This window comes from Gudongella ferriphila, from assembly GCF_046224405.1.
Lineage (GTDB): Bacteria > Bacillota > Clostridia > Tissierellales > Tissierellaceae > Gudongella.
Map to the genome: position 1 here is coordinate 32,534 of NZ_JBJXRK010000021.1, position 12,237 is coordinate 44,770.

The 12,237-nt window shown below is 40.9% G+C and carries 10 protein-coding genes; 3 read left to right on the forward strand and 7 right to left on the reverse strand.

Features of this window, described 5'->3' with window-relative positions; genetic code table 11:
• Positions 1-4 precede the first annotated feature (4 nt).
• Positions 5-1,237, forward strand: coding sequence for a lactate/malate family dehydrogenase (locus ACKVDP_RS10365; protein WP_409228774.1), 1,233 nt, complete (start codon positions 5-7; stop codon positions 1,235-1,237).
• Entirely contained in the window at positions 1,234-2,277 is a 1,044-nt protein-coding gene (locus tag ACKVDP_RS10370) for a flavodoxin family protein (protein WP_409228775.1), read from the forward strand. Before ACKVDP_RS10365 ends, ACKVDP_RS10370 begins: the two co-directional genes overlap by 4 nt.
• Positions 2,278-2,339: 62 nt before the next feature.
• Here ACKVDP_RS10370 and ACKVDP_RS10375 read toward each other — a convergent pair whose 3' ends face one another.
• The 7 genes from ACKVDP_RS10375 to ACKVDP_RS10405 form a co-directional block, all read right to left on the reverse strand.
• Positions 2,340-4,028 carry a phospho-sugar mutase gene (locus ACKVDP_RS10375; protein ID WP_409228776.1) on the reverse strand — a complete coding sequence of 563 codons (1,689 nt, stop codon included), beginning with the start codon at positions 4,026-4,028 and terminating at the stop codon, positions 2,340-2,342.
• 89 nt (positions 4,029-4,117) lie between these two features.
• Positions 4,118-7,249, reverse strand: a complete 3,132-nt coding sequence (locus tag ACKVDP_RS10380; protein WP_409228777.1) for an efflux RND transporter permease subunit — start codon at positions 7,247-7,249, stop codon at positions 4,118-4,120.
• Positions 7,246-8,514, reverse strand: a complete 1,269-nt coding sequence (locus tag ACKVDP_RS10385; RefSeq protein ID WP_409228778.1) for an efflux RND transporter periplasmic adaptor subunit — start codon at positions 8,512-8,514, stop codon at positions 7,246-7,248. Before ACKVDP_RS10385 ends, ACKVDP_RS10380 begins: the two co-directional genes overlap by 4 nt.
• A gap of 9 nt (positions 8,515-8,523) precedes the next feature.
• Positions 8,524-9,093 (reverse strand): TetR/AcrR family transcriptional regulator, encoded by a 570-nt coding sequence (locus ACKVDP_RS10390; protein WP_409228779.1) that lies wholly within the window; start codon positions 9,091-9,093, stop codon positions 8,524-8,526.
• 112 nt (positions 9,094-9,205) lie between these two features.
• Positions 9,206-9,709: a gamma carbonic anhydrase family protein gene (locus ACKVDP_RS10395; RefSeq protein ID WP_409228780.1), complete on the reverse strand. Its 504-nt coding sequence runs from the start codon at positions 9,707-9,709 to the stop codon at positions 9,206-9,208.
• A 62-nt stretch (positions 9,710-9,771) separates the two neighbouring features.
• On the reverse strand, positions 9,772-10,179 hold the full coding sequence (locus tag ACKVDP_RS10400) for a gamma-glutamylcyclotransferase family protein (RefSeq protein WP_409228781.1): 408 nt from the start codon (positions 10,177-10,179) through the stop codon (positions 9,772-9,774).
• Positions 10,180-10,254: 75 nt separating this feature from the next.
• Positions 10,255-11,745, reverse strand: a complete 1,491-nt coding sequence (locus ACKVDP_RS10405) for a 4Fe-4S binding protein (protein WP_409228782.1) — start codon at positions 11,743-11,745, stop codon at positions 10,255-10,257.
• 154 nt (positions 11,746-11,899) lie between these two features.
• Here ACKVDP_RS10405 and ACKVDP_RS10410 point away from each other — a divergent pair, with 154 nt between their 5' ends.
• Positions 11,900-12,232: a hypothetical protein gene (locus ACKVDP_RS10410; RefSeq protein ID WP_409228783.1), complete on the forward strand. Its 333-nt coding sequence runs from the start codon at positions 11,900-11,902 to the stop codon at positions 12,230-12,232.
• Positions 12,233-12,237: the final 5 nt, after the last annotated feature.

The window sequence follows — 12,237 nt, forward strand, 5'->3', positions numbered from 1 at the left end:
TAAAATGTATTACTACAGATATAAAGACAAACTACTGTTTTCCAAAATCCACATTGAAGAACTGGATAAAACAACCGAAGATCATTTAGCCAAGACGAAGGACCCAATCTACTATTTAAAGGTCATGGATCCCTTCTCTTCAAGGAGGGGATTTCTGGTTAAATCCCCTGCCCAGATTGAGGAAAACAAAGAGGGACTTGATATCCTTAAAAGAGATGTAAACAATTTCGATGTTCCTGACTGGATTGAAGACAAAATAAGGGATGAGAAGATAAAGGCGATAAACATATCTTTTCCTCGGTGGAAAGAAGAATTGGATGACCTCCCCTCCCATTGGAGGATCAATGTCATCGCCCTGGGAGATGTTGGCAGCACATTGCTTATTGGACTGAGACTCCTTGGCTCCAATATGACAATAGGCATCTATGACAGAACGCCAGAAAAGGTTAAGAGATGGGAGCACGAGCTTGGTCAGATTCGGCGTCCCTACCATGAAAAGTCCTTCCCAGCTGTAGAGGCAGTGGACGAGGAAGACCTGTTTAACTGTGATATGGTAGTTTTTTGTGCCTCAAGAGGTATCCCTCCTGTAGGCTCTGAAAATATTGATGTTAGAATGGTTCAGTTTGAAGGCAACAGGGAAATCCTAATGAAACATGCAAGAGCTGCTCGTGAAAAAGAGTTTAAAGGCATCTTTGCTGTTGTAAGTGATCCTGTAGATCTTCTTTGCAGAGGACTTTATCTTGATTCAAACACAGATGTCAACGGAAATCTGGACTACAGGGGCCTGGCACCTAATCAAATAATTGGCTATGGTCTGGGTGTCATGAATGCAAGAGCTTGCTTCCATGCTGAAAAAAATCCACTTTTGGAGCATTATTTCAAGGAAGGCCAGGTCTTTGGTCCACATGGTAAGGGTTTGATTGTGGCTGATAGTATGATAAACTACAATGAGGAAAATTCATTGTTCTTGACAGAGAAAACCCTAAACTCAAATTTGGAAATCAGAGGATTCGGATTCAAACCTTTTGTGGCTCCAAGCTTGTCATCAGGTGCTTTGTCGCTTATAGCAACAATTGAGAATGAATACTTTTATGGTTCTTCCATGATGGGCGAAGTTTTTATGGGAGCAAAAATGAGACTGACAAAAAACGGTCTTGACATACCTTCCTACAGCCTCCACCCCATGCTAGAAAATAGACTTGAGAAAACCTACAACCAACTAAGGAGTATGATATGAGACCATTTACACTAATTTTACCTTCACAACCATCATCGCTGCTTCAAAAAATGATTGACCGGGCAGTAAGCGGCCAGGAGTTCAATATTGTAAGCAGCGATGAAAACCTGCCCGACCTGAAAGGTCATAACATCCTATTCGCAGTTGAGCTTAATTCCATAGGAATAAATCCAAAGCTCAACAGAATTTTGGAGGAGCTTGTCAAGAGAGGTAAGAGCTCTCTTGAAAACGCTAGAGCTTCTATCCTGATACACAGCGGTTTTGACAATTTCACAAAAACAGCTGCTCAGGACATCGTTTTCATTGCAAACCAGCTTGGCTGCACCTTCCCTGGAAGACCTGTCATTGAAGCAAACCAGAATCTGGACAATTACATTCCATTAAAAAAAATCTATGATCTTCCCTTGGAGGAAATCTGTCTGCAGAAAAGTGAAGAGCTTGGAAGAAGACTTCTTTCAACCCAGAAATATTTTAGAAATAGAACAATTACAGTACTTCATTCATCAAATAAAGGAACATCGAATACGTATTCACTTTGGGAAATGATAAAAGAGCATTTGCAGGAAAAAGTCCAAATAAATGAAGTCTATCTTGGTAATGGCACGATAACTGACTGCAGAGGCTGCAGCTACAAAACCTGCAAATACTTTGGAAAACAGGCTAAATGCTACTATGGTGGTGTGGTTGTGGAGGAGGTTTATCCTGCAATTCAGGATTCATCAACAATCATGCTTCTCTGCCCCAACTATAATGACATGATTACAGCAAATATTGTAGCTACCATCAACAGGCTTACTGCACTTTTCAGAAAGACTAAGTTTTATGACAAGAAGATCTTTGCAGTTATCGTTTCTGGATATTCAGGCGGAGATGCGCTGGCCAAACAGCTTATAAGCAGTCTTAACATGAACAAAACCTTTGAGTTGCCCCCTGAGTTCTCAATAATGGCAACAGCCAATGACCCGGGGTCGATCAACAATGTTCCAAACATCAGAGACAAGGCAAAGGCCTTTGCAAATCACATACTTGAAAATATATAGCCTATCCACCGGCTATTTTGTGGCAAATAAAAAGCGGGAACCTTCTCCCGCTTTTTTGTGTACTATTCAACTGAATCCATTCTGTGTCTAACAACCTTTTCAATCAGCTCCACCTTATCCTTAGCTTCCTCTCTGGATTTTCCCTTTGAGTAGATGTAGAGCTTAATTTTAGGTTCTGTCCCCGATGGTCTAACAGCATACCATGATCCATCATTCAAGTAGTATTTCAGTACATTTGATCTCCCGGCATCAGTCTCATCCCTAAGGAAGTCAACTGTCTTTTGCAGCATCATTTCCCCTATGGAATCTATCGAATGGTGTCTTATATCATCCATCATCCTTTTGATTCTCTCCTGTCCTTCAACTCCTTCAAGTACGATTGAAATAAGCTTTTCATAATAGTACCCAAATTCCTTGTATATGTCCTCAAGAACATCCAGAAGGGATCTTCCTTCCTTCTTATAGAAACCAGCCATCTCAGCTATCATCATGGAGGAGACAACAGCATCCTTGTCCCTGACGAGATCCTTGTAAACATAGCCTATACTTTCCTCGTAGCCGAATACAAAGTTGAAGGCCCCTGTTTCGTCCCATTCATTTGCCTTTGCACAGATATTCTTAAATCCTGTTAGTGTATCGAAGGTTGCAACATCATACTTCTTTGCAATGGCTCTGCCTAGATCACCAGTAACAATACTTTTTACAATGGCTGGATTTTCTGGCAAATCTCCCTTCTTGCTTCTTTCAGAGAGGATGTAATAAACCAGCAAAGCTCCAATCTGGTTGCCATTTAGATATGTGTAATCGTGCTTGTCATTCTTTACTGCAATTGCAACCCTGTCACAATCCGGGTCAGTTGCCAGCAATACATCAGCGTTCTCCTTGAGTCCCAGCTCTCTTGCATATTTGAAGGCCTTGCTATCCTCTGGATTTGGATAGCCTACAGTCGCAAATGTATAATCAGGCTCAGCCTGCTCTGGTACAACTATGATATTATTGAACCCTCTTTCATCCAAAATTCTTCTTACAGGCTTATTACCTGTTCCGTTAAGAGGAGTGAAAACAATCTTTACATCCTTGTCTATGTCATCATGTATTGGCATCTTCAACAATTCAGAGAAATACTCATCATCTACTTCCTTACCAATTATTTGAATCAGACCCTTTTCCTTGGCTTCCTGGAAATCCATCATTTCAATATCTCTATAATGGTCTATTCCATCGATTTCTTCCAATATCTCATCCGCAACATCATCAAGAATCTGTGACCCTTCTTCCCAATAAACCTTGTATCCGTTGTATTCTTGGGGATTATGACTAGCTGTCACCACGATACCAGACTTTGTGCCCAGTCTTCTTACAGCATATGAAAGCATCGGTGTAGGTCTTATATCATCGAACAGATACACCTTGATACCTTTTGCAGCTAGAACTCTGGAGGCTATTTCAGCGAATTTGTCTGAGTACTGTCTCACATCATAGGCTATTGCTACACCTTTATTCTTCGCTTCCTCTCCATAGTTTTCAATTGTCCTTGCCAGTCCTTCTGTAGCCATACTGACAGTGTATATGTTCATCCTGTTTGTGCCTGCTCCAAGCTTTCCCCTCAAGCCAGCTGTTCCAAACTCAAGGTCCTGGTAAAATCTATCCTCAATTTCATCCTCATCAGTCAATCCCTTAAGCTCAGCTTTTGTTTCCTCATCAAAAAATGGATCTTCAATCCAGGATTGGTACTTTTCTTTATAGTTCATAATCATCCCCCCATTGGTAATATCATTGCATATCTTATTATTTTATACCCTCTATCAACCTTTATACCCATCCTTTTAATGATTGAATTTTAACTGGGCTCAATTTCTACAGAAGCCTTGCTTCTTCCAAATATCTTCTTGAATTTCGTTCCCGCTCCCTCCAAAGTCATGTAAATCAGGGGAATAATTATAATTGTCAATAGAGTGGCTGCAAGCATTCCACCTATTACTGTTATTGCCAAGGGCGAAAACCTTTCTGAGCCCAATGCCAACTGAAGGGCAAGTGGAAGCATTCCAACTATGTCAGATAGAGCGGTCATCATGATAGGTCTAAACCTTGACCTTATAGCTTCTTCTACTGAAATTACCATCTGTACTCCAGCTTCTCTGTTTTCATTTATTGCAGCAACCAGCAAAATGGAATTGTTTACTACAGTTCCTGCAAGCAATATTAGTCCCAGAAGAACTGGCATGGACATATATTTTCCTGTCAATCCAAGCGCAGGTGCAATTCCGATTACCACCATGGGGATGGCAGCCATTATTGTTAAAGGATGAAGAAATGATTTGAACTGTGGCACCAGTATCAGATAGACAAATACAATGGCCAATGAAATCAAAAATGCCATATCCCCTACAGAGTCGGTCAGAGTCTGTTGCTCTCCACCAAGCCCAATGCTATAGCCCTTTGGTAGGTCCATTTTGTCAATTTCTCCCTGAATGTCAGATACAACATGACTGAATGCACGGTCTTCGGTGAACCCGTTTATGTTCACTGTATAGGACATGTTCTCTCTTTCTACCATATTCGCCCTGTTCTCAACCTCTATTGATGCTACTTCACCAAGGGGTATCCTTACTCCCAATGGGGTTGTCAGGTAGGTGTCCATAAGATAGTCAAGGTCAGGGGAAGAGTCCCCACTATAGCCTACCCTAACATCTATTGAATCATCCCTACCCAGGGTCATTGATGTGGCATCAATACCTTCCATTCTTCCATACAGCTGTGATGATACTGAGGCACTTGTCAATCCAAGCTCTGATAATCTCTCCTTGTCAAGCTTTAGAGACATCTGTCTGTAGTCATTGTTGAAACTGGTAAAAATATTGGTGGTTCCCGGAACATTCTCAATTCTACTCACCATCTGGTCTGCAAGATGGTAGAGCACATCAAGGTCTTCACCTGTAACCTTGATGGCTATTGGAGCAGAGGTACCTGTTACAGCCGTCCCACCTTTCTCTTTGACAACATACCTGTTTACATCAGGAATCTCTTCTATTTCATCCCTCAGCTCCTCCTGGAAGTCCCAGATGGAAAGACTTCTTTCTTTCCTTGAGGTGAGGTTTATTGTTATCATTGCCTGGTCGCTTCCCATGATCCCAAAGTCACCTTGTTGAATGTTTCCTTCCTCATAGCCGATTCTTGAATCAAATGAGATCACCTCTTCTATCTCAAGTAGATAATCCTCAATATTCCCTACTGCCTCCTCTGTCTTTTCCAGGGTTGTTCCCGGTACCATCTCTATTGTCACATAGGAAACACCACTATCAAACTTCGGTAGCATCTCCATCCCATTGGACCTTAGGAACAGGACGCTCAATGCCATCAAAGCAACCATTAGAGTCAATACTCTTTTTTTACCCTTCCTGGTCATGTGAAAAAGGGCTATATATTTTTCCTGAACTGCATCCATTATTTTGTTGAATGGTCCTGAGAGCTTTGAAACCAACTTTTCGGTCCTCTTAAACTCCAAAGGCTGAAACATCACAGTCAACAATGGAATAATTATCAGAGCAACCACTAAGGATGAGGATATGGCAAAAATCAGGGTTGCTGACAAAGGCCTGAACATCTCTCCGACAAAGCCAGTAATGAACATCAGGGGTACCAAAACTATCAAGGTTGTTGTGGCCCCTGCTATACTGGGAAGTGCTATCTCATCTGTGCCCTCTATAGCAGCTCTAGTTATTTCCTTTCCCTTACCCACATGACTGCTTATGTTTTCTACCACCACTATTGCAGTATCAACTACAAAACCAATGCTTAGTATCAGTGCAGACAGCGTAACAAGGTCAAGGTCCATATGGAAGAGCTTCATCAATCCCATGGTGCTCAAGAATACCAAGGGCATTGAAATTGAAATTACAAGGGATCTTGATATGTTGTTTATAAACAGTAGAATTATTATCATCGTAAATGCAATGGCAATCAGAACACTTGTGGCCATGTTTGTAACCATTTGATTGGTAAATTCGGAATCATCGGAAGCAACAGTCATTTGAACATAAGGATAAGCATCCTCCAGTTGCACCATTTCTTCACTAATAGTCTTTATTACATCAACTGTGTTGTAATCGGCCTTCTTGGTAATCAGAATGGCCAAGGCATCCTCTCCGTTAAGCCTATATGATCCTTCCCTGGTTACTGTTCCCGATTCCACTCTTCCAAGTACTGATAGGGGTATAGAATTTCCATCCCCAAGAGGAATGTTTATATTTTCAAGCTCCTGTATGGAAAGGAGGCTTTCTTCAACCCTTAGGAGCAAATCTCTATCCTCATAAAGTATGCTGCCACCTGGAGCCTTAACATTGGATGCCTTAAGCGAACCCACTATGGTTTCCATTGAAAGTCCATATGCTCTGACGGTAGCCTCATCCAAACTGACCAGTATTTCCTGACCATAGCCACCGAATATATTAACTGCCGCTACACCCTCAACCAGCTGAAGCTCATATGCCAGCTTATCCTCGGTAAGCTTTCTAAGATCTCTCATGGACAGGGAGTCGCTCTTTAAACCTATTGTCATTATGGGCTGATCTGATACGCTGAACTTCAAAACCTGAGGATCCTGTAGACCGTCCGGCAATTTATTCCTGATGGTGCTGATAGTGTTCTGTATATCAATTGCGGCCTGATCCACATCAGTTGAATAATCAAATGTCAATCTGATGATTGAGATATTGTCCTGGCTTGATGAACTGATGTTTTCAATTCCATCCAGCTTGGCAAAAGCTTCCTCCATGGGCTTTGAAACATCAGTTGCCACATCCAGTGCCATTGCACCGGGATATACACTCATAACGGTTGCAGTAGGAGGACTTGTATCTGGAGATAGCTGTGTGTTCAAGGTGAACATGCTGTATACTCCAAAAATTACTATACCGATTATGATTGAGAATACAATGTATTTCTTCCCTGTGGAGAATTTGCCAAAACTCATCGTGTAATCTCCTCCTCCAGTTTGTATACAAGTGATCCATCACTTAATGATTGGATATTTCTCACTGCTATGACATCACCTTCAGCCAGACCTTCAATCACTTGATATTGACCGCCCACACTGTTGCCGATGGTGATTTTCCTTTCATAGACCCTTCCCTTTCCATTGTAGACATAAACCACCATTCCAGTCTCAAGAGTCTTAACTGAAGAAGAAGGTATCATTATTTCATTTCTGCTTGAATCCAGAAGGATTCTTATCCTTGCACTTGAGCCGATTACAACCTCCTCAGCTGGTAGTTCAACATCAACCCTTACCTCCCCAATTCTTGTATTGGGATTTACACTACCACTCTTGAAGGAAATGGTTCCTCCAATTGGATCATCATGGCCTGAAAGTGTAACCTCCACCTCCATTCCCCTTCTGATTCTCTGAAGGTCAGTTTCACCCACCTGTGTAACAACCCTGAGCTGATGCACATTATCCAGACTTACAAGTGCTCTTCCCGGTGAAGCAAGCTCTCCCACTGAAGCTATTATCTGAGTTATCTGACCATCAAATGGGGCTTTTATGGAAGAATCCCTCAGAGACAGCGCCATTTCGTCTATGGATGCTTCAAGCTCTCCCAGCTGGGCTGCTGTAACATCCCTTTCCTGCTGAAGCTTGTTATAATTTGAGTTCATTGTCTGTTCCAATTCCTTCACCTGAAGTCTCAAGGATTGAAGTTGATGTTCTCCCTGATCCAACTGGGATTTTGATACAGCGCCTGCTTCATACAAGGTTCTTAATTTATCCACTTCTGATTCTTGAAAATCAAGTGATAATCTTGCAGATTGAAGCTTGGAGCCCAAAGGATTTGTTGAGTAAAAACCGCCTAACTCTGAATCAAGATATGAAAGGGTTTCATATAAGAGATTCCTCCTCTGCTCCACAGTTTTTAGTTTAGCCTCCAACTGTTCACTGTCAATCTGGAGCAGGATTTCTCCCTCATAAACGATGTCTCCTTCAGATACGTTTATATCAGTTACGTTACCTGTTACCTTTGGGCTTAGCATAGCCTTGGTGTCACTTTCCAGCGTACCAAGATAGGTCAAGTCCTGAACCATTTGAACCTTGGCAACGGTAAGTAGCTCGGTTACAATTCCCTGCTCCTCAGTCCTCAGATTGGAATTACTTGCCTCAATTGGCAATAGTGAAGAATTCCTTAGAATCAAGTATCCTGCAACAATTATTAATATTGATATAATCTTCCTTTTTATGGTCATACGATTCTCCTATCTATTTTTATCAATTGTGGCAATTGTCCTTGCCAGTTCAGCTGCAAATTCCCTTACAGTATCCTCATCTGTTTCAGGCAGGTATAGAAAAGAAAGGATGCTTCCCATTATCAATCTCATGGTAAAGTCCTGCATTCCTTCTTTGAATCCCATTTCCTGAAGGCCTTTTTGAATTTGACCTCCAACCTTCTTTATAAAGTCTATATCCCCTAGCTCATGATTCATTTGATTTTCCATAAGCACAAGTCTTACCACTCCGTGATTTTCAGAAATAACGGCTAGCCTGTCAACCAAAAAGCTCTCCAAAACCTCCTCCGGACTCTTATCCTTATCCACCTTAAGTTTATCCTCTAAAGTATGGGTGAGTATGGGCATCACTCCATGAAGGAATATTTCCCTCTTCGATTCAAAATTCCTAAACAGGGTGACTTCTGAAATACCGGCAGCTTCAGCGATTTGAGCCGTAGTTGTACCCTTGTACCCATTTTCAACAAACAGTTTTATTGCTACCTGGGTAATCTGGACTTGCCTCTCTTCTCTGTTCATTCTTGTTCTATTATTTTTCATAGCTACCCTCCCTTATGTAAGTGCTTACTTACTTATAATAGCATAAATATCATTTTTGTCAAATAATAAAACCGGAGATTTATCTCCGGTTTACAATCTAACAATTCATTTATCAGTCAATGTGCTTTTTAAACAAGCTGTTGTACCTTAATGCATTATCTCTTATTCCCTCTATTTCCGCCTCCGTTACCTCTCTCACCACCTTCCCTGGTATTCCGATAACCATTGAATTATCAGGGATCTTCTTGCCTTCCGTTACAACCGTCCCTGCTCCAATTATACAATTATCTCCGATTTCAGCATTGTTGAGGATAATAGCCCCCATCCCAACCAAGGTATTGTTTCCAAGGGTGCAACCGTGAATTATTGCATTGTGACCCACAACAGTATAGTCACCAATTCGAGTTGGAATATCTGTTTCAGTGTGTACTGATGCGTTATCCTGTATGTTTGAGTATTTTCCGATTTCTATATCTTCGATGTCTCCTCTTATTACCGCACCATACCAAATACTGCTTCCCTTCCCTATCTTTACATCACCAATTACAGAAGCCGTCTCTGCAACAAATGCTTCCTCATGAACCTGAGGTTTAATATCACCTAAATTTTTTAACATAAAAGCACTCCTTTATATCTGTATTATAAAAGTTCCCCCAGTCTTGGACCAGGGGATAATTTTTATTCAAATCTTCTGGCTTTTTCAAGTCTTTCCTTATCAATTTCCCAGTCCTCGTAGCCATCCTTGAGTATATTGTAGTAGCTGTCAGGCGGAGCCTGCTCCTTCTTGTCCACCATGGAGTATACAAAGGCTTCGTATAGGTTGCCGCCATCATCTTCAACCTCAACGATAATTCTTTCATAAAGGTCTGGATGTCCTTCAAGTATATCCAGCTTTTCCAACTCCTGTTTTGATATAAGGTAAAGTCCTCCTACTACCTCTTCGCCTTCCTTGGGAACTATATCGGCCAGCTCATTGAAGGTAAGCTTATATCCCTTTAGTCTTACCTTTTTCAAGGGTATTGCATGTGGACATCTGCTGGACATATACTTCTTGCTAAGATTGCTTGCATAAGCAAAATACAACATAAAAACACCTCCTCGGAATCCTCACTAAATTATTACCCCTTGGAGGTGCATTATATTCGCTTCTATTTCTATTATCTATGCGCTAAGTTGAATTCTTTCCTCGCTTTCGAAGAATATGTCATCAGATGAAATCCCCTTAGACCTTAATATATCGTAGCACTCCCTTATCATTGCACCTGATCCGCACATGTATACCTTATGCCCCGTCACATCCATGGTCTTGAGCAGCCCAGTTACGTATCCCTTATGGAAGCCCTCCTTCTCCTCTCTTGAGGCAGCAGGAAGATATTCAAAATTGTCATTTTCCGTCTGAAGCTCCTTGAAGTAATCATGATATATAAAATCATCAATATATCTCTGTCCGTTTAACAGCTTGACAGATTCAACTGAATCCCCTTTTGCAAGACTTTCCTTTGCAAGCCCGATAAATGGTGTAATTCCAATTCCATTGGCAATAAAAAGCATCTTTTTCGTATCCTCACTAGGTACTAGGTGATTTCCCATTGGACCTTCCAAGGTAACCTCGTCACCTACCTTGAATCTGAATATTATCTCAGTTCCATAACCGTTCTTTACCTTTTTTATTATAACCTTAAGAATTCTGTCATCCTCATTGGCTGAAGATATGGAGTAAGCTCTGTACTGGACCGGGTTGTCCTGAATCTTAACCAGAATAAACTGCCCGGCCTTGTAGTGAACATTTTTTGGATTTTCAAACCTGAACACAAATTCCCTCAAGTCACCATCAAGATCATTTATCTCTATAAGTGTGGATTGGATTTCCTGCCTGTTTTCATAACCTTTGACATCACTCATCTGTATTATGTTTACAGCCTTGCGTTCTGTTTCCAGAGATAAAAGATTTGCAGGGCAGTTTTCAACACACGTGGTACACTTAATGCAGTTAATGTTATCAAACTGGTTGTTCTCATTAAACTCCAAATACGGAGTTAGCTGGAATGGACAAACCCTTGCACATTTCCCACAGGTATGGCACTTATCCTTTGACTCTATTGTTATTCTCTTCTCAGTATGCTTAGCAACTCCTACTGCCTTCCCCAATCTATAGGATATCTTCTGAAGGGTTCCCATTGGACAGAACTGGCACCATGTTCTGGAATTGACCAGTAGAGCAACCGCTCCCCCAACAACCAATACCATCAGATAGGTATTGACGAATATGTATCCCAGTCTCTCAATAAAGCTGTATGATCCCCAAAGGGCTGCAATTCTAAAGAGCTTTCTAGAGAAGTTGATGGTAAAGAATAGGAAAAATGCCCCGATAAACCACTTGCTCTTGAGAAAAGCCGGGATCTTCTTGTTCATGCTGACGGGATTTATTATATTATCAAAAAGACTTCCATGTGGACAGAAATTTCCGCACCAGTGTCTTCCTGAAAAAAATGATGTCCCCAATAGACCTGCCATGATCCCCACAACAAGGACACCTAATCTAGGCTCCCACAGACCACCGATTGCCACAAGAAAAGTAAAAATCCAAGCAAATTTTCTAATTGTAGTGAAAGTTCTATTAGTTTTTATGTAATAATTATTCAATTCATTCATATAAAACTCCTCCTTTTTGTGTTATACCCTGCCTGGGTACAGTTTACAATTATACTAGGAATAAAATCTTTTGTCAATGTTTGTTAACATATTATCATTTTAGGGTTTACATATATATGTGAATTGGTATAATTGAACTAAAGGAGGTGCTGACTTGAATGGCATCACTACTATGATTATGAATTTTCTAGTTGTAATTCTGGTGTTTTTCACACAGCTTCATCTCTACAAAAGCAGTGAACACATGAGCAAATGTTTAACATGCTCCTTCAGTCTTACAATGGCGGTACTACTGGCGCTCTTAAACTTTTCAATGGCATCCTCGGAAACTTCACTTGAAAAGTTATTTACACTGTATCCATTAATGATAGCATTGTTTGCATTCTATCTTCGATGGAAAAAAGGACGCTTGACAATGTTCATAAGGTTTATATTCTCGATGGCTGTTTTAACGGGCTTGATTGACTATCTTACATATTCGCTATAAAAAGG

Bases quoted from the DNA above. Each gene is read 5' to 3' on its own strand.
- ACKVDP_RS10365 (WP_409228774.1), top strand. From the start codon at position 5: ATGTATTACTACAGATATAAAGACAAACTACTGTTTTCCAAAATCCAC.
- ACKVDP_RS10370 (WP_409228775.1), top strand. From the start codon at position 1,234: ATGAGACCATTTACACTAATTTTACCTTCACAACCATCATCGCTGCTT.
- ACKVDP_RS10375 (WP_409228776.1), bottom strand. From the start codon at position 4,028: ATGAACTATAAAGAAAAGTACCAATCCTGGATTGAAGATCCATTTTTT.
- ACKVDP_RS10380 (WP_409228777.1), bottom strand. From the start codon at position 7,249: ATGAGTTTTGGCAAATTCTCCACAGGGAAGAAATACATTGTATTCTCA.
- ACKVDP_RS10385 (WP_409228778.1), bottom strand. From the start codon at position 8,514: ATGACCATAAAAAGGAAGATTATATCAATATTAATAATTGTTGCAGGA.
- ACKVDP_RS10390 (WP_409228779.1), bottom strand. From the start codon at position 9,093: ATGAAAAATAATAGAACAAGAATGAACAGAGAAGAGAGGCAAGTCCAG.
- ACKVDP_RS10395 (WP_409228780.1), bottom strand. From the start codon at position 9,709: ATGTTAAAAAATTTAGGTGATATTAAACCTCAGGTTCATGAGGAAGCA.
- ACKVDP_RS10400 (WP_409228781.1), bottom strand. From the start codon at position 10,179: ATGTTGTATTTTGCTTATGCAAGCAATCTTAGCAAGAAGTATATGTCC.
- ACKVDP_RS10405 (WP_409228782.1), bottom strand. From the start codon at position 11,745: ATGAATGAATTGAATAATTATTACATAAAAACTAATAGAACTTTCACT.